This is a genomic window from Streptomyces sp. Ncost-T10-10d (assembly GCF_900091955.1).
Classification (GTDB): Bacteria; Actinomycetota; Actinomycetes; order Streptomycetales; family Streptomycetaceae; genus Streptomyces.
Window position 1 is genome coordinate 21,607 of record NZ_FMDF01000222.1, and the last position, 17,451, is coordinate 39,057.

Genomic DNA, 17,451 nt, shown 5'->3' on the forward strand with positions numbered 1-17,451 from the left:
CGTGCGGTTGATGCCAGCGCACGAGTGCGGGAGGCCCGGTTACTGTTGAACCCATGCGGATCCACGTCGTCGACCACCCACTGGTCGCGCACAAACTCACCACCCTGCGCGACAGGCGCACCGACTCCCCGACCTTCCGGCGGCTCGCCGACGAGCTGGTCACCCTGCTCGCCTACGAGGCCACCCGGGATGTGCGCACCGAACAGGTCGACATCGAGACCCCGGTCACACCGACGACCGGTGTGAAGCTGTCGCACCCGCGCCCCCTGGTCGTACCGATCCTGAGGGCCGGTCTCGGCATGCTCGACGGCATGGTGCGGCTGCTGCCGACCGCCGAGGTGGGCTTCCTGGGCATGATCCGTGACGAGGAGACGCTGCAGGCGTCCACGTACGCGACGCGGATGCCGGAGGACCTCTCGGGCCGCCAGGTGTACGTCCTGGACCCGATGCTGGCCACCGGCGGCACGCTGGTCGCGGCCATTCAGGAACTGATCAAGCGTGGTGCGGACGATGTCACCGCGGTCGTGCTGCTCGCGGCGCCCGAGGGCGTCGAGGTGATGGAACGCGAGCTGGCGGGTACGCCAGTGACCGTGGTCACCGCCTCGGTCGACGAGCGGCTCAACGAGAACGGCTACATCGTCCCGGGGCTCGGCGACGCGGGCGACCGGATGTACGGCACGGTCGACTAGAGCCCCGAGCGGGAAGTGCTGGGCTGCCGGGGTCGTCCCGGCAGCCGTCAGCAGGACGGTGCGGAGGCCGGCTTCGCCAGGGCGGCGAGGGCCGCGGCGGCCGACTGGGGCGTGCTGAAGGCCTTGAACTTCGTACCGATGATCAGATCGACGTCCGCCGTCTTGCGCGCGTCGGTCTTCGCGACGGCCCCCTGCAGATGTGTGCCGAGGACCGGGAGCGAGCCGTTCGTGGCCGACGGGGCGCCCAGCAGCACTCCCGGACCTGCGACCTTCTTGTCGTACGCAGCCGAGGCGTTCCCCACCTTGCCGATGATGAAGCCGCGCTTCTTCAGTTCGTCGGCGGCCTTCTTGGCGAGCCCGCCGCGCGGTGTCGCGTTGTAGACGTTGACGGTGATCTTCGCGGGTTTCGGCAGCGCTTTGGCCGGCGCGGACGGCTTGGCCGACGCGCAGTCCGTCGAGTGGTCGGCCGCGCTGGCCTTCTTGTTGCTGCCCGTGAAGACATCGATGAGCTGCAGCGTGCCCCACCCGGCCAGCCCGAGGGCAACCACGGAAGCGGTGGCAGCGAGGATCAGTTTGCCGCGACGCCGGGGGCGGCGCATGCGCGGGTACTTGTCGCCCGTGATGCGGTACTTTCCGCCCATGCCGGGGGGAGTGAGCATGCTCATGGGCGCAGCGTAGTGCGACCCGGTGATGATGCCTACTAAATGATCAATGGATCGCACCCGTCCGGGTGCGAATGCACCCGAACGAACCCGGATCGGCCCGCAGGACTTGCGGGTCCGCGAAGGAACCTGCCGGGCTCCGTCAGCCGAGTTCGAGTACCCGGGCGTGCAGTACCTGGCGTTGCTGGAGCGCGGCGCGGACCGCGCGGTGCAGTCCGTCCTCCAGATAGAGGTCGCCCTGCCACTTCACGACGTGCGCGAACAGGTCGCCGTAGAACGTCGAGTCCTCGGCGAGGAGGGTCTCCAGGTCCAGATTGCCCTTGGTGGTCACCAGCTGATCGAGGCGGACCGGGCGCGGCGCGACATCCGCCCACTGCCGGGTGCTTTCCCGGCCGTGGTCGGGATATGGCCGCCCATTTCCGATGCGCTTGAAGATCACACGGAAAGCCTACCGGGCAAGAGCCTCCGGGCGCAGCCATGGGGTGGGACTGCGATGCTGGCAAGAACGCCACAAAAGCGGGCATTCCGGAATAGGGGCCGTGATGAGTGACAGCGACAGCACGGGCGAAGACGCGGGTTCGGGCACCGGTGGAGGTTCGGGCACCGACGCGTCGGACACGGGCGTGGCGTCGGGCGGAGGTGCCGGGGTTCTGCCGCAGCCGGCGCAGGAGATCGCTGCCGGGTACGCCGTCTCCGGAGCCGCCCTCGATCTGGGCGCGTTGCTCTGGGACGGTGTGTGCCTGCCGGATGCACAGATCCGGATTCCCCTCGGGATGCTCAACCGGCACGGACTGGTTGCGGGCGCCACCGGCACCGGCAAGACCAAGACGCTCCAGCTGATCGCCGAACAGCTCGCGGCTCATGGTGTCCCGGTCTTCCTCGCCGACATCAAGGGCGATGTCTCGGGCATTGCCGCTCCCGGCGCGCCGGGCGACAAGGTCACGGAGCGGGCCGGACAGGTCGGACAGCAGTGGGAGGCGAAGAGCTTCCCGTGCGAGTTCTACGCACTCGGCGGCATCGGGCCCGGCATTCCGCTGCGGGCGACGGTCACCAGCTTCGGTCCCGTACTCCTGTCCAAGGTGCTGCAACTCAACCAGACACAGGAGCAGTCGCTCGGCCTGATCTTCCACTACGCCGATGCCAAGGGCCTGGAGCTGGTCGATCTCAAGGATCTGCGGGCCGTCGTCGCGTTTCTCGTCTCGGACACGGGCAGGGCCGAACTCAAGGAGATCGGCGGGCTGTCCACGGCGACGGCCGGAGTGATCCTGCGGTCGGTCACCGCCTTCGAGCAGCAGGGTGCGAGCGACTTCTTCGGCGAACCGGAGTTCGGCACGGCCGAGTTCCTGCGGCAGGCGCCGGACGGGCGCGGGCTGGTCTCCGTACTGGAACTGGTGGCCGTGCAGGACAAGCCGCAGCTCTTCTCGACGTTCCTGATGTGGCTGCTCGCCGATCTCTTCCACGATCTGCCGGAGGTCGGCGATCTCGACCGGCCGAAGCTCGTCTTCTTCTTCGACGAGGCGCATCTGCTTTTCAACGGGGCCTCGAAGGCATTCCTGGAGTCGATCACCCAGACGGTTCGGCTGATCCGCTCGAAAGGCGTGGGCATCTTCTTCGTCACGCAGACGCCGCGTGACGTGCCCGGCGATGTGCTGGCCCAGCTGGGCAATCGGGTGCAGCACGCGCTGCGCGCCTTCACTCCCGACGATGCGAAGGCGCTGCGGTCGACGGTGAGGACGTTTCCGAACTCGCCCTACGACCTGGAGGAGTTGCTGACCCGGCTGGGCATCGGCGAGGCCGTGATCACGGTGCTGAGCGAGAAGGGCGCGCCGACCCCGGTCGCCGCGACCCGGCTGCGGGCGCCGCAGTCGCTGATGGGGCCGTATCCCGCCGCCGAACTGGACGCGGCGGTGAAGGGCTCGTCGCTGTACGGGCGTTACGCGCAGGCGGTGGACCGGGAATCGGCGTACGAGAAGCTGGGCGCCGAGCAGGAGGCCAGGCAGCGGGCCGAGGCGGAGGCTGCGGACAGGGCGGCGGTGGAGAAGGCGGTGAGGGGCGGGGAACGGGCCGGGGGCAGGGCGTCCTCGGGCGGGGCCGGGAAGGCGCCCAAGGACGATGCCTCGCTGGTCGAGCAGGTGGTGGCGAGCGGGATGTTCCGGTCGCTGGCACGGTCCGTCGGGACGCAGCTGGGGCGGGAGATCTCGCGGTCGCTCTTCGGCACGGCCCGCCGCAGGCGGTAGTTCTCGGCGACGGGCGGCGCTGTTGCTCGTCGGCTATGTGGCGGTTGTGCGTTTGGTCGTCCTGGCCGCCTGTTTGGCCTGCTGCTTGAACGCGCGGACCTCGGCGAGTGATTCCGGGCCGGTGATGTCGGCGACCGACCGGCGCGAACCCGCCTCGCCGTACGACCCGGCCGCCTGCCGCCAGCCCGTCGGCCGGACCCCGAACTGCTTGCCCAGCAGCGCCAGGAAGATCTGCGCCTTCTGAGTGCCGAACCCCGGCAGGGCGTTCAGCCGTTTCCGCAGCTCGGCCCCGCTGGAAACATCGCTCCACACCGCGCTCGCGTCGCCCTCGTACTCCGCCACCAGGTACTGGCACAACTGCTGGACCCGCTTGGCCATGGAACCCGGATAGCGGTGCAGAGCCGGTTTGGCGGTGAAGAGTTCGGCGAAGGCCTCCGGGTCGTAAGCGGCGATCTCATGAGCGTCCAGGTCGTCTCCGCCCATCCGCCCGGCCAGGGTGTACGGGCCGGAGAAAGCCCATTCCATCGGCACCTGCTGGTCCAGCAGCATGCCGACCAGAGCGGCGAGCGGGCTGCGTGCGAGGAGCTCGTCCGCCTCCGGCTGCTGGGCGATCCGCAGGGTGATGTCCTGGTCCTTGTTGCTCTTGGCCATACCTTCGATCATCCCGACGGCGGCGCGGCCCGGCCACCTCACGGCCCGTCGATGCAGCCATTTGCCGCCGCTGCGCGGCCGACGCGCTTCGCGGGACCGTACGAACGGACCGGATGCCCGAAGGGGCAGCGTCGACTGCCCCTGACCGGCGGGGTCCGGGCTGGACGAGGCAGTGACCCGTCGTGAAGGTGGAGTGGTGGGGCCATCACGACGCGCCTTCGACCGGGGCGCGGTCAGGGGAGATGACGATGCACGCACAGGAATGGGACCAGGAACACGACCACGAGCGGGATCACGGGCACGGGCAGGAGCACGACGAAGCCCTGCACGCGTCCGGGGCGACCGAGGGCCGGGAGGCGGCGGACACCCCGCATCTCTACCGTGCGGCGGTCGCCGGGCGGGCCGATGTGGTCGGGGCCGGCGGCATGAGCGTGCTCCAACGGGCGGTCGGCAACAGTGCCGTGGGGTCGATGCTCCAGAGGCGGGAGGAAGAAGAGCGCTCCCCCGTGCACGACGTGGTCTCGTCCGGCGGCGGACAGCCCCTGGACACCGATACCCGAACCGATCTGGAGGGGCGGATGGGCGCGGACTTCTCCGACGTACGCATCCACACCGGTTCCGCCGCGCACGAGTCCGCGAAGGGCGTGGGCGCCCATGCGTACACGGTCGGCAACAACGTGGTCTTCCAGCGGGACGCGTACGATCCGTCCTCGCCGCAGGGCCGCACCACGCTGGCCCATGAGCTCACCCATGTGATCCAGCAGCGCAACGGCCCGGTGGAGGGTACGGAGGCGCCGGGCGGTATCCGGGTGAGCGATCCGTCCGACCGCTTCGAGCGGGAGGCCGTCGCGAACGCCGACCGGGTGCTGTCCGACCCGGCCCCGGCCCCGGTTTCGACGGCTGCGACAGGGGCGGCCGGTCATGACTCGTCCCCCGTCGCGACGCCTGCTGTGCAAAGGGCGGCGACGGAGGACGAGGACGAGCAACCCGCCGATGTGCAGGGCTCCTTCGTCCAACGGGCGGAGGAAGGGGCCGAGGAGGAGGAAGAGGCTCCGCCTGCTTGACGGGCCCGTGGACCGGCCGGCCCGATCCGCGCTGTCAGCCCGCGGTGTCCGTCCGCATCGTGCCGCCGAGGAACAGCGATTCGGCACACCGCGAAGGCGTCGGCGCGTTCACCGGCTTGCCCACCTTGTGGCAGTCGACGGTCATCGTGACCTTGCCGCCCGCGGGCACCAGGATCGGCGTGACGAAGTGATAGTCGGAGTCCCGGAAGTTCTCCAGTGCCAGCCGGAGCACGGGCGTGTTCCGGCCGGAGGAGACGACGAGCGTTCCCGCGTCGCCCTGCGGGTTCTGGACCACGATGTCCGTCAGCTGGAATGTGTGCCCGCTGGGCACCTGAAGGGCCGTCGAGGTGTTCGACCCGCCGCCCACCGAGTCCCTGACCTGCACCTGCGCACTGGTCGGGGCCGCGGCGGCCGCGCCGTCGGATGCGCCGTCGGATGCGCCGGGACTCGGTGAGGGGCTGGGCTTCGGCGAGCCCCCGTTCGCACCGGAGGAGTCGCCACCGCCCGATCCCGTTCCGGCCGTCGAGCCGTTGTCGGGGGCCTTGCTCTTGTCGGCCGCGGCGGCGGAACGGACCGCGTCCGGGGTGATCGCCTCCCGGGCCGCCGACTTCACGGCCGGCCGCAGCAGTGCGTACCAGAGCCCGACCAGCGCGATCAGCAGGACAGCCGCAGCGATGAGCGCCCGGGGAAGCCAGCGCGGCAGGATCGGCTCCTGCTGGTACGAGCCGTCCAGGACCACCGGGGCGACCGGGTCCTGGCCCTCCGCCACCACCGGCGTGGCGACCACCTGGAAGGGGTGCGTGACCGGCGTACCGCGCCACACGCGCTTGGCCGGCCGGATCCGCAGCTTCCCGAACTCCGCCCGGCCGGGCGCGATCTGCAGGGTGTCCGCCGCGAACGTGACCCGGGCCCGCTCCGTACCGGACTGGGCCCCCAGCCGTACGGTCGTCGGGGTGTTTCCCCGGTTGTCGACGGCGAGTTGGTGCCTGCCGCGCCAGGCGCCGTGCGAGCTGCGCGGTACCAGCTCCGCGGTCGTCTCGGTGAAGGGGAGTACGGTCACCCGCCCTTCCGGCACCACCGTGTCGCCCTGCTCGCTGGTGGGCACCACCCGGATCCCGAAAGGCGTTTCCCCCGCGAGTACGGTCGAGTCGCGGGGCGGGCGCAGTACGAGGGAGACCGTCTGCGAGTCGCCCGGATACAGGGACAGGGTCGCCGGCTCCACCGTCGACCAGGCGGCACACGCACCGACCACCTCGAAGCGGTATTCCTCGACGGTGCTGCCGGAGTTGAGGATCCGCAGAGGGAGGGCCGTCTCCTCGCCCGGTGCGGCAGTGACGGACGAATCGTCGAGGCTTGCCGTGAGACTCATAGGGCGCACCGTAGGGTCGGCGCCGAATGCCGACATCGGCCGTGAAGGAACACTTCCGGGCAGATTCTGTGCCCGGATCGACTTTTCTGTTTCCCCGTAGGTATACGCGGGAATCGTCTGACCGCCTCAAGACGAGTGAGGCACACGTAAGCAGCCGTGATGGTTGTGTTAGGTGTGATGCCAGCGGCTGCCGCTCAGGGGGAGCTTTGCCATGGAGCGCATCACTGTCGCATTACGGGCCCAGGATCCGATCTCGCAGGCGGGCGTGGCCAGTCAGTTACGAGCCCGGCCCGAGGTCAGCGTGACGGAGTGGGGAGAGGCAGACGCCTCACCTCGGATCGTGGTCGTCGTCGTGGACGCAGTCGACGAGGAGGTGCTGACGATGCTGCGTCACATTCAACGCACCAGCACCTCACGCACCGTCCTCGTCACCACGGACATCGACGAGCAGAAGTTGGTGAGCGCCGCGGAGTGCGGCGTCGCCGGTGTGGTCAGGCGCTCCGAGGCGACCCCGGAGCATCTGGTGCAGGTCATCAGGACGGTGGCGCGGGGCGAGGGTCATCTGCCTTCCGACCTGCTGGGAAGGCTGCTCGAGGAGGTGGGTCGCCTCCAGGGACAGGTGCTCGGTCCGCGCGGCCTGCACTTCACCGGTCTCGCGGCGCGGGAAGTGGATGTGCTGCGCCTGGTCGCGGAGGGGTACGACACCGCGGACATCGCGACGAAGCTGGCCTATTCCGAGCGCACGATCAAGAACGTGCTGCATTCGGTGATGACCAGGCTGCAACTGCGAAACCGGTCGCACGCGGTGGCGTACGCGATGCGGCAGGGGCTGATCTGAGCCGTCCGTACGGACGGAGCTGTTCGTACGGATGTGTACGACACCTGCGACAGATCCCGCAGTTCGGTGGATCCCTCAGCTGCCCGAAAGGGCAGCGGGGGCTTCCCGAGGATGTGACTCCTGTACCGCTGTGGGCCGGCTGCGCTTACGGGACCGTGGCGTCCGGTATGCCGATCGGCCGAGGGTGGGGAGACTTCCGTGCGCTGGTTCCAGCCGCTTCGGCGGGTGCCGCGGTCGCGGCGGGACGGATCGACCCGGACCAGGCCGTCCGCTTCGCGCCGCACCCTCACCGCGCTCCGGGTCCCGGCCCTTGCGCTGCTTCTCGTGGCCACCGGTATCGCCCCCGGTTCGGCCGTCACGTCCGGGGCGCCGTCGGTGGCGGAGCCCGAACCCTGGGTCACTCCCGCCGAGTTCACCGACGCGGTCGACCCGGGCGGCTCCACGGGCGTGGACAAGCAGGTGCGTACGCCGGCGATTCCGCCGAGGCCCGATGTGATCCTGCTGGTGGACGGCACGGGCAGCATGGAGCTCCCCATCAAGCGGGTGAGGGAGCGGATCCCCGAGATCACGAAGGCGATCCGCGATGAGCAGGCGGATTCGCGCTTCGCCGTGGCCACCTTCGGCGACCAGCAGGTGGACCCCGACGCCGGCTTCAAGGTGCTGCAAGGACTGACCTACGACCTGGGCGAGGTGCAGACGGGCGTCGACCAGCTCAAGGCCGACATGGGCAGCTACAGCATCGGCCCGCCCGAGGACTGGATCTACGCCCTGTGGAAGCTGGCCAACGGTGGTGACGGAAAGACCGTGTTCCGTCCCGACTCCAGCCCCGTCGTCGTGCTGGTCGGTGATGCGTCGAGCCACGACCCCAGCAACGGCCGGTCGTTCAGCGACGCCGAGTTCGCCCTTCAGGACGCGGGGGTGCGGCTGATCGCGGTCGGTCTGACCAGTGACAAGGGCGACGGCCTCAACGGCAACGGTCAGATACCCGAGTACCCCAATGACAAGGAGCACGATCCGGACCAGGCCCTGCGACTGGCGACCGCCACCAATGGCCGGATGATCGAAGGCATCGAGGGCAATGACGTCGTGGACGCCATCATCGAGGGGTTCCGCAACCTCCCCACCAATGTGAGTTACCGCCTGGACAACTGCGATCCGCATCTGTCCGTCACCCTCGACCCACCCACTCAGCAGCTCACCAGCGGGGACACCGCGCACTTCGCGGAGAACATCGACGTCTCAGCGGGCGCGCCCCAGGGCACCCGGCTGAGCTGCACCGTCCAGTTCCTGATGGGCACCCAGGCCCCGGGTACGGACACGATCGGGCCGGCCGCGGCGGCCGATCCCGACTTCCAGGAACAGATCAACATCGATGTGAACGACATCGACGCGCCCGTCGTCACCGTGGACGATCTGACCGTCCGGGCCAAGGACAAGAAGGGCGCGCGCGTGACGTACGACGCGACCGCCCGGGACGCCACCGACGGCATGCTTCCGGTGACCTGCGTCCCGCCCTCCGGCTCGCTTTTCCCGGTCGGCAGCACCACGGTGACCTGCACGGCCACCGACTCGTCGGGCAATACGGGGACGGACACGGCACAGATCGAGGTTCTGGAGGCCCCCGTCCCGCCCTCGGCGGATGTGGCGATGAAGGTCGACGTCAGCCCGGACCGTACGTACACCGGCCGCCCCGCCCGTGCGCGATTCACCATCACCAACGCCGGTCCGGACCCGGCGACCGGCGTGGTCATCGGCTCCACCTGGCCGAAACCGTCCAAGGGGAAGGACCGCAGCCTGCCCGCCCTGACCCGCTGCACGGCGGCGAAACCGTGCACCATCCCGGCCGGCGGCCGCATCGAGGTGACCCAGACCGCGACGTACCGCGCGGCGATCACCGGGGACGTACGGGCCACCGTGCGTGGCACGCTGCCCGACCGCCGGAAGGCCAACAACCAGGACACCGACCGGCTGCGCGTCCTGAAGCCCTCGCTGACCGTCACGCCGCAGGTCGTCAAGCCGGGGCAAGTGGTGCTGGCGCGGGGCAAGGACTATCCGCCGGGGCAGACCGTACGTTTCACGTGGAACATCGGGATCACTGCCGAGATGTCCGGTGTGACCGTGAGCCGCGACGGCACCTTCGAGGTCCAGATCCCGGTCCTGCGCAAGGACAAGCTCGGCCCTCGCGAGCTCCGGGTGGACACCCGCGACATCGATCGGCTGCGGAAGCCGGTCCTGGTGGTTCAACGCAACCTGCAGCCACCTGACTTCGCGGGCCGCGCGTGAGCGCCGACGACCGTACGGGAGTGATCGGGTGATCCACGAGGTCGACGACGTACTGCGGGCCCTGATCAGGGCGGAGGTACTCGAAGGCGGCCAGATCGCGGTGGTCTTCGACGCCCCGACCCGGGAATGGGCGGCGAAGGTCAACGCGCCCATGGTCAACCTGTATCTCTACGACATCCGCGAGGACATGCGCAGGCGCGAGCGGGGGCTGCACAACGACTACGACGAGCGGGGCACGATCGTCGCGCGCCGCCGCCCACCCCGGTTCTTCAAGCTGTCGTACCTGATCACGGCATGGACGAAGCGCCCGGAGGACGAGCACCGGCTGCTCTCCTCGCTGCTCGGCTGTCTGCTGCGTTACGAGGCGCTGCCACCGGAGCGGCTGGCGGGCACCCTGGCCGAGATCGGGGCACCCGTACCGATGTCTATCGCGCTGCCGCCACCGGAGGACCGCTCGTTCGCCGACGTGTGGAGCGCACTGGGCGGCGAGTTGAAACCCTCGCTCGACCTGGTCGTCAGCGTGCCGGTGACGGCGTCGCCGAGCTATGTGGTCGGCCCACCGGTGGGGGACGAGGGGTTGCAGGCCCGCTTCGGGGACGTACCCGAGGGAACCGAGCCGTTGTCGGAACCGATGCCGGGGCGAGGGGGGCTTCCGGTGTACGGAGGCCGACCGGGCCGCCCCGGCCGGCTGGGCGGTCCGGGGAGTCCGGGTGGTCCGGGAAGTCCGGGCGGGGGCGCCCCCCGTACCTCCGACACGGAACGGCGGCGCGGTCTGTCCCTCCGTATCACCGAGAGCCGCATGGCCGCTGCGGCTGACGGCATACGGGGCGGCACGGCAGACCACGCCGAGGACAACACGGAGGACGGCGCCGAATGACCACCGCGGGCGACCCGAACCTGCGCCATCTCCTCGCCCGTGCGGTAGCGGTGGAGCAGCGCATCCGACGAGCGGTCGAGGCCCGGCAGCTCACCGACCCGGACCCGGACGACGCCTTCCGCGGCCTCTACCTCACGGACGAGAACATCGCCCGTCTGCTGGACGCGGAGGAGGCCCGCGCCTTCCCGTCCCCCGTTCCGGACTACGACGAGACGCCGACGGAGACGCCGCCCGGGGCGCCGGCCGAGATGCCGACCGAAGTGTCCCGACTCACCTCCCTGGCCGGTGAGTTCGGCCTCACCGCCCTTGATGTCGAGATCCTCCTCATCACGCTCGTACCGGATCTCGACGACCGCTTCGAGGCGTTCTACGGCTACCTGAACGACGACGTCACCCGCCGCCGCCCGTCCATCGGTCTGGCCCTGGGCCTCTGCGGCCTGTCCCCCGCCGACCAGGTGGCGCGCGGTCGGCTGTCGGCCCTCGCCCCGCTGCGTGAGGGCCGCCTCCTCCTGGTCGAGGACCTGGACCGCCCGTTCCTGAGCCGTGCGCTCCGCGTCCCCGACCGGGTCACCGCGCACCTCCTGGGCGACGACACCCCCGCCCCGCGTCTGGCCGATCTCCTCGCCCCCTGGCATGCCGTGCCGGGCGTCGGCGACCCGGCCCCGCTGGCTGCGGCCCTGGCCCGGGGCGCCTCGCTCGCCTACCTCCGCGAGGACCAGGGCGGCGCGGGCACGGCCCTCGCGGCCTCCGCGCTGACGCTCGCGGGCCACCGGGCCCTGGGCCTGGATCTGGCGCGACTGGCCGAGGACCCGTCCCCCGCCGAGGCGGTCCGCTCCCTGGTCCGCGAGGCCCGACTGACCGGCGCCGGCCTGGTCTGTGCCCCGCTCGATGCGGTCTCCCGCGAACACCCCGAACTTCTCAGACTGCTGACCGGTACCCCGGTCCTCACGATCCTGGTGGGCCGGGCTCCCTGGGACGCCGCTTGGTCCGCCGCCCCGCCCCTCCTCCTGCACGCCCCACGCGTGGAACCCTCCACCAGAGCTGCCCTCTGGACCGACGCGTACGAGGCCCCCGTCCCCGAAACCATCGACGTGGACCGCCTGCTCTCGCCGTTCCTCCTCACCCCGGAACAGATCACCCGCGCCGCCCGGGGCGCCGCCCAGACCACTCACCTGGACGGCGGCATCCTCACCCCCGACCACGTACGCCAGGGCGCCCGCGCCCAGAACGCGGCAGGCCTCGACCGCCTGGCCCGCCGCATCGAACCCACCGTCACCTGGAACGACCTGGTCCTCCCCCCGGGCACCCACGCCCAACTCCGCGAACTGACCGCCCGCGCGCGCCACCGCGACCGCGTTCTGGGCGAGTGGGGCATGCGCCCCGGCGGGGGCAGGGGCCGGGGCGTATCGGCCCTCTTCGCGGGCGATTCCGGCACCGGAAAGACGATGTCCGCGGAGGTCATAGCCGCGGACCTGGGCCTGGACCTGTACACGGTCGATCTGGCGACGGTGATCGACAAATACGTGGGCGAGACGGAGAAGAACCTGGAACGGATCTTCTCCGAAGCCGCAGGGGTGAACGGAGTCCTCCTCTTCGACGAGGCGGACGCGATCTTCGGTAAACGCTCGGACGTGAAGGACGCCCACGACCGCTACGCGAACGTCGAGAGCGCGTACCTGCTCCAGCGCATGGAGTCCTTCGACGGCCTGGCCATCCTCGCCACCAACCTCCGGGCCAACCTCGACGACGCCTTCACCCGCCGCCTGGACCTGGTCATCGACTTCCCGGTCCCGGACCCCGAACAGCGTCTCCTGCTGTGGGAACGCTGCCTGGGCCCCGCACTTCCCCGGGGCAGGGACCTGGACCTCGCCTTCTGCGCGGAGAACTTCGAGCTGGCGGGCGGCAACATCCGCTCGATCGCGGTGACGTCCGCGTACCTGGCGGCGGACACGGGCGAGCCGGTGACGATGCCGACGCTGATCCACGCGATCCAGCGCGAGTACCAGAAGCTGGGCCGGCTGACGCTGGCGTCGGAGTTCGGGCCGTATCTGGGACTGCTGGCGTGACGCCGCCGGCCCGACACCGGGCGCCCGTGCGTGGGCCCTTGCGCGGGCCGGTGGTTGCCGCCACCGTGGACGGAGTCGGGCCGGTGACCGACCGGTCCGCTCCGTACGGTGACGGGAGTCAGCGTGACCTCATTGCCTCTGCCCCATGAACTGCACGGCGACGGTCCGCACAAGGTGATCGCGGTGCACGGCTGGCTCGCCGACCGTTCCGCGTACGCCCCCGTGCTGCCGGATCTCGACCTCGGTTCGTTCCAGTACGCGGTGGTGGACCTGCGGGGGTACGGCGAGGCCCGGGACGCGAGCGGTACGTACACGACGGCCGAGGGCGCCGCGGACGTGCTCGCGCTGGCCGACCGGCTCGGCTGGGAGAGGTTCTCCTTGATCGGCCACTCGATGGGCGGATCCGTCGCTCAGCGGACGCTGGCCATCGCACCGCAACGGGTGCGCAGAATCGTCGGGGTGTCCCCAGTCCCCGCGTCCGGCCTGCCCCTCCCGCCCGACCAGTGGGAACTCTTCTCCGCGGCGGCACACACCCCCCAGAACCGTCGGACCATCCTCGACATCACCACCGGAGGCCGGCGCCCCGCGGGCTGGCTGGACCGTATGGTGCGCCGCTCGCTCGAATGCAGCGATGCCAAGGCGTTCCGTGCCTGGCTGGATTCCTGGGCGGGCGAGGACTTCCACGACCGGATCGAGGGTTCGCCCGTGCCTGCCCTCGCCATCGTGGGCGCGCTGGATCCGGCACTGTCGGCCGAGTTGCAGCGCGCCACATGGATGCGCTGGTTCCGCCGGGCCGAACTGGTGGAGCTGCCATCGTGTGGCCACTACGCGATGGACGAGGCGCCGCTCGACCTGATCCGCGTGATGGAGGACTTCCTGCGGGCGGAAGCGGAGGACATCGAGGCGAAGCCGTGACCGGGTCCGTACCGGACGTCTTCGACCCCAGGCAGTACGCGCAGGCCATCCCCCACGACCGCTACCGCCACCTGCGTGATCACCACCCCGTGGCGTGGCAGGAGGAGCCGGAGGTGCTCGGCTGGCCGGCGGGCCCCGGCTTCTGGGCGGTCACCCGGCACGAGGACGCCGTCCGCGTACTGAAGGACTCCCGGACCTACTCCTCGTACCTGGGCGCCACCCAGATCCGTGACCCGGACCCCGCCGACCTGCCGTTCATCCGCCGCATGATGCTCAACCAGGACCCACCGCACCACCGGCGACTGCGCGTACTCGTCAGCCGCGCTTTCACACCGAAGCGCGTGGACCGTTTCGCCGCGGTCGTCCGTGAGCGCGCCCGCTCCCTGCTCACCCGGGCAGTCGCCGAGGCACGGGCCACCGACGGCACCTGCGACCTCGTCACCCAGGTCACCGACGACTACGCCCTGCTCAACCTCACCGACCTGCTGGGTGTCCCGGACACCGACCGCGGACTCCTCCTCCACTGGACCCAACGCGTCATCGGCTACCAGGACCCCGACGAAGCCGGCACACCGGTACTGGGCCCGGAGGGCAAGCCCGTCAACCCGAGGTCCCCGGCGTCACTGCGCGACATGTTCGACTACGCGCACGCACTGGCGGCGCACAAGCGCCGACACCCCGGCGACGACGTGATGACGGCGCTCGCCACCGACCCCGAACTGACCGCGTCCGAACTGGAGATGTTCTTCTTCCTGATGGTGGTGGCAGGAAACGACACCGTACGCAGCGCAGCCCCCGGTGGCCTGCACCTCTTGGCCCAACACCCCGACGCGTACGGCAGGTTGCGCAACGGGGACGTGGAACTCACCACGGCCATCGATGAACTGCTCCGCCGCCACCCCCCGGTCCTGACCTTCCGCCGCACCGCCACCCAGGACACGGAGCTGGCGGGCACATGTATCCGCACCGGCGACAAGGTGGTCGTCTTCCACGCCTCGGCCAACCACGACGAACGCGTCTTCCCTGCCCCGTTCACCCTGGACCTCACCCGCTCCCCGAACCCCCACATCTCCTTCGGCGACGGCCCCCACGTCTGCCTGGGCGCCCACTTCGCCCGGCTGCAGCTGCGGACCCTGTGCCAGGAGGCGTGCCGTGCTTTGCCACCCGGCCCGCTCCAACTCGCGGCCCCGCCACGCCGCCTGGTGTCGAACTTCATCAATGGGTTGAAGTCGCTGCCTGTGCGGGTAGCCGACGCCTGACTCGGACGATCTGCACGCCCTGCTTGGCTGGATGGAGCCACTGCCAGGACACGGCGGGGTGCGGGCGCTCGCAGTGCGCAGGCCGGGAGGACCAGGTGACGTCAGCGGACCCGGTATCGGTCGGCGTCGCGGTCCGTGGCCGCCCATACGGCGTGGTGGCGTCGGCAGGACTCACCGATCGTCGGCGGCGTTCCTGAGCATCTCCCAGTCCTGGTGATGTGCAGCGCGCCCCGTGGGTGCTTCGAGGGGACGGACGGCCACCGGGGTGTTCGGTGAGGTGATCTCCGCGCCCTGTGAGTGACGCCAGTGCACAGGCGGCGACACCTTGTCGATGTCCTCCCGGTAGGACGCAATGATCTTGAGTTCGCCCTTGATTTCGGTCGCATACAGCAGCCCACCGTACGACTGAGCTGTTCTTTCCCTGTCGCCGCCGATGTATCCGGCGTAGAGAGTGCCCCAAGTGGGGTCGCTGTATTCGGCAACCAGAAACAGTTCGCGGTGTGCCAGGTTTACGTTCTCGGCCAATTGGGCCAATTGTTCTGCCGGCATGCCCATCGGCCTGCCGAATCCAGGTGACAGCAGGATCCCCGGGGCTGCGTGCCAGAATTTCATGCTCGTGTCTCGACGCTCGTTCAGCACCTCGTCCGACTCCGAATAAACAGCGGTATTTCCCGCATAGTCGATATCCAGGTAGGAGTTGAAGAATTTCACGACATCTTCCAAGCTGGTCACTGGCCTGCGCTCCTTCTTATGAAGAGGTGATCATCGGACTGAATGAGACGTGAGCCCTTCTCGGACGGGACACTGGAGACTGTAGACGCGAGTGTGAACGCGTACACGACACCCATGACGCGCCTTACCGGAGGATTCAACAGGATGTTCGTAAGCTTCTTCAACTGGGCTTCCGATTCCGCATCGCCGGCTGTGTACCACTCCTGACTCTGAATGTTCCTCATGAAAACGTCCTTCAGCAGCTCTCCGAACGTCACGGTAACTTTCAGATTCATGGACACCTGGCCGCGAGCCAGGTCGTGTTTCTCGGCGAATGCCAGTATTTCGGTTGCAATTTCCGACTCCGCGTCACCCATGACCGTTTTGTTGTAGTGATCGCTGGCGGTCACCAGGTTGAGCGCATCGCGATAGCCCGAGCCGCCGAACCAGTCGGCAATCACATGCGAGCGGTTGAGGTTCTGGTTGGGCAGGAACCCCGGAGAGTCCTGCGTCACGCCACGCGGGTCGCCGGGCTCCTTGAGTCGCAGGTCCATTCCTTCCACCTGCAGTTGCAATCCGGTTCGCAGGTCCTCGGTGACGGTGAATGTCTTGCCCGCAGCCGTTCGCACCGTGATCACCCGCTTGTTGGGGGTGCTACTCGCCTCGTCCAGGACGGCGGAGACCGGGCGGAAGTTGTTGTGTTCGCGTTCGTCCGGAGACGGAGGGAAGGGTTCGTAGACGCCGTAGGTGTCCCGGCCTGCGAGGAACTTCATCGAACTGACGATCTGGCGAGTCTCGGGTATGTCGCGAGCGGCCTGCCGGCCTTGCTTCTTCAGTTCCTTCAGGGCCGCGTCCCCGAGCAGCTTGACCACTTTCTTTCGTATGGCGCTCTTCACCCCGAAGATATGGCTCTCGAATGCGGCAGCATTTATGTCGCGATTGTTTCCGTCGTAAAAACGCTTTTTCACGTCGTGTGCGGTACTGTCCTGTTTCAGGTATTCCATCGCCTTAGTCTCGGTCTGATCGAGGACCCCTCTCTCCCACAGTTGACCCGACTCGATCTTCGGTCGTTTGATTTGGTGATCCCACCAATGGGTGTGAACCTTCCTGACGAAATCAGGGCTGAATTTATCCAGCTGACTCTTAATGTCGTCGATTTCGTTGTACGACCCTAGCGGGTGATTGCTCGCTTTCATGGAAAGAGAGAATCCGACGCCCTTCTTCGTCGCGCTGAATCCCTTTATCCAGGAGTATTTTCCTCGAAGTGTGAGCAGTTCTGCGGTCACCGAGTCGACTGATGAATCATTTTTTTCGTGCTTGGATATGATGGTCTTTGCTTGGCGCATCGCCTCGGGCAGCTCTTGCTGTTTCTTCTTTTGTGTCGCCTTGTCGTCGCCCGGTTTCTTCGTGTTCTTGTCCTTGCCCTTGAGTTTCGCCCAGAGGGCTTTGCCTTTCTTGGCGATGAAGTTGACGATTTTGTCGATGGCGCGGTTGACGGGTTTGGCGACGGCGTGGAAGACGGATTTGACCTTGTTGGCGAGGTTGCCGATGCCGAGGAGGGAGGCGAGGAAGCCGATGAGGAGGGGGACGCTGGCGGCGAGTGCGGTTTCGATCATTTTGGGGACGCCTGCTGTGCCGCCGTTGGCGATGGCTATGACGGAGTCGAGGACGGCGTTGACGAATTCGACGATCTGGGCGCCCTGGTTCACGATGAACGTGATGATGTCGATGATTCCCTTGACCGCGCGGACGAAGGCGGAGGCGGGGTTGAGGAGGGAGATGATCCAGGTGATCCCGGCGATGATGACGGTGGGGATCAGGTAGCTGGTG

The 17,451-nt window shown here is 68.6% G+C and carries 14 protein-coding genes and 1 pseudogene; 9 read left to right on the forward strand and 6 right to left on the reverse strand.

All coding sequences use genetic code 11. The annotated features are described in order from the left end of the window. The first annotated feature begins 53 nt into the window (after positions 1-53). Positions 54-689: a uracil phosphoribosyltransferase gene (gene upp, locus GA0115254_RS39430; protein ID WP_093900065.1), complete on the forward strand. Its 636-nt coding sequence runs from the start codon at positions 54-56 to the stop codon at positions 687-689. Between the two features lie 47 nt (positions 690-736). On the opposite strand, the gene GA0115254_RS39435 is transcribed toward upp, so the two are convergent. Further along, complete coding sequence (locus tag GA0115254_RS39435) at positions 737-1,330, reverse strand: LytR C-terminal domain-containing protein (RefSeq protein ID WP_093900066.1); 594 nt, start codon at positions 1,328-1,330, stop codon at positions 737-739. Between the two features lie 163 nt (positions 1,331-1,493). Further along, positions 1,494-1,790 carry a type II toxin-antitoxin system VapB family antitoxin gene (locus tag GA0115254_RS39440; RefSeq protein WP_072488263.1) on the reverse strand — a complete coding sequence of 99 codons (297 nt, stop codon included), beginning with the start codon at positions 1,788-1,790 and terminating at the stop codon, positions 1,494-1,496. Positions 1,791-1,893: 103 nt separating this feature from the next. Here GA0115254_RS39440 and GA0115254_RS39445 point away from each other — a divergent pair, with 103 nt between their 5' ends. Then, the gene (locus tag GA0115254_RS39445; protein ID WP_093900067.1) at positions 1,894-3,588 is read left to right on the forward strand and encodes a helicase HerA-like domain-containing protein; all 1,695 of its coding nucleotides are present in this window, start codon (positions 1,894-1,896) and stop codon (positions 3,586-3,588) included. Positions 3,589-3,621: 33 nt separating this feature from the next. Here the strand turns inward: GA0115254_RS39445 and GA0115254_RS39450 are convergent, their stop codons facing one another. Next, positions 3,622-4,239, reverse strand: a complete 618-nt coding sequence (locus GA0115254_RS39450) for an HhH-GPD-type base excision DNA repair protein (RefSeq protein ID WP_093900077.1) — start codon at positions 4,237-4,239, stop codon at positions 3,622-3,624. A 242-nt stretch (positions 4,240-4,481) separates the two neighbouring features. Here GA0115254_RS39450 and GA0115254_RS39455 point away from each other — a divergent pair, with 242 nt between their 5' ends. Next, positions 4,482-5,303, forward strand: coding sequence for an eCIS core domain-containing protein (locus tag GA0115254_RS39455; protein ID WP_093900068.1), 822 nt, complete (start codon positions 4,482-4,484; stop codon positions 5,301-5,303). Between the two features lie 34 nt (positions 5,304-5,337). Here the strand turns inward: GA0115254_RS39455 and GA0115254_RS39460 are convergent, their stop codons facing one another. Continuing rightward, positions 5,338-6,672 (reverse strand): COG1470 family protein, encoded by a 1,335-nt coding sequence (locus GA0115254_RS39460; RefSeq protein ID WP_093900069.1) that lies wholly within the window; start codon positions 6,670-6,672, stop codon positions 5,338-5,340. Between the two features lie 211 nt (positions 6,673-6,883). On the opposite strand from GA0115254_RS39460, the gene GA0115254_RS39465 reads away from it, so the two are divergent. From GA0115254_RS39465 to GA0115254_RS39490, 6 genes are all read left to right on the forward strand, one after another. Further along, entirely contained in the window at positions 6,884-7,510 is a 627-nt protein-coding gene (locus GA0115254_RS39465; protein WP_093900070.1) for a helix-turn-helix transcriptional regulator, read from the forward strand. Positions 7,511-7,708: 198 nt separating this feature from the next. Continuing rightward, complete coding sequence (locus GA0115254_RS39470; protein WP_370741022.1) at positions 7,709-9,793, forward strand: HYR domain-containing protein; 2,085 nt, start codon at positions 7,709-7,711, stop codon at positions 9,791-9,793. 28 nt (positions 9,794-9,821) lie between these two features. Beyond that, a complete protein-coding gene (locus tag GA0115254_RS39475) occupies positions 9,822-10,670 on the forward strand; it encodes a Pvc16 family protein (RefSeq protein ID WP_093900071.1) in 849 nt (282 codons plus the stop codon). Then, positions 10,667-12,736, forward strand: a complete 2,070-nt coding sequence (locus GA0115254_RS39480; protein ID WP_093900072.1) for an ATP-binding protein — start codon at positions 10,667-10,669, stop codon at positions 12,734-12,736. Before GA0115254_RS39475 ends, GA0115254_RS39480 begins: the two co-directional genes overlap by 4 nt. Positions 12,737-12,859: 123 nt before the next feature. Beyond that, complete coding sequence (locus GA0115254_RS39485; RefSeq protein ID WP_093900079.1) at positions 12,860-13,651, forward strand: alpha/beta fold hydrolase; 792 nt, start codon at positions 12,860-12,862, stop codon at positions 13,649-13,651. Next, complete coding sequence (locus GA0115254_RS39490) at positions 13,648-14,910, forward strand: cytochrome P450 (protein ID WP_093900073.1); 1,263 nt, start codon at positions 13,648-13,650, stop codon at positions 14,908-14,910. Before GA0115254_RS39485 ends, GA0115254_RS39490 begins: the two co-directional genes overlap by 4 nt. 171 nt (positions 14,911-15,081) lie before the next feature. On the opposite strand, the gene GA0115254_RS39495 is transcribed toward GA0115254_RS39490, so the two are convergent. Further along, on the reverse strand, positions 15,082-15,642 hold the full coding sequence (locus GA0115254_RS39495; protein WP_093900074.1) for a hypothetical protein: 561 nt from the start codon (positions 15,640-15,642) through the stop codon (positions 15,082-15,084). After that, a pseudogene (locus tag GA0115254_RS47030) lies at positions 15,639-17,451 on the reverse strand (DNA/RNA non-specific endonuclease); the annotation flags it as partial. The pseudogene GA0115254_RS47030 and the gene GA0115254_RS39495, both read right to left, overlap by 4 nt.

What these genes read in the sequence shown, in the direction of transcription:
- GA0115254_RS39450 (WP_093900077.1), bottom strand. Translation starts at nt 4,239, where the DNA reads ATGGCCAAGAGCAACAAGGACCAGGACATCACCCTGCGGATCGCCCAG.
- upp (WP_093900065.1), top strand. Translation starts at nt 54, where the DNA reads ATGCGGATCCACGTCGTCGACCACCCACTGGTCGCGCACAAACTCACC.
- GA0115254_RS39445 (WP_093900067.1), top strand. Translation starts at nt 1,894, where the DNA reads ATGAGTGACAGCGACAGCACGGGCGAAGACGCGGGTTCGGGCACCGGT.
- GA0115254_RS39465 (WP_093900070.1), top strand. Translation starts at nt 6,884, where the DNA reads ATGGAGCGCATCACTGTCGCATTACGGGCCCAGGATCCGATCTCGCAG.
- GA0115254_RS39435 (WP_093900066.1), bottom strand. Translation starts at nt 1,330, where the DNA reads ATGGGCGGAAAGTACCGCATCACGGGCGACAAGTACCCGCGCATGCGC.
- GA0115254_RS39460 (WP_093900069.1), bottom strand. Translation starts at nt 6,672, where the DNA reads ATGAGTCTCACGGCAAGCCTCGACGATTCGTCCGTCACTGCCGCACCG.
- GA0115254_RS39455 (WP_093900068.1), top strand. Translation starts at nt 4,482, where the DNA reads ATGACGATGCACGCACAGGAATGGGACCAGGAACACGACCACGAGCGG.
- GA0115254_RS39480 (WP_093900072.1), top strand. Translation starts at nt 10,667, where the DNA reads ATGACCACCGCGGGCGACCCGAACCTGCGCCATCTCCTCGCCCGTGCG.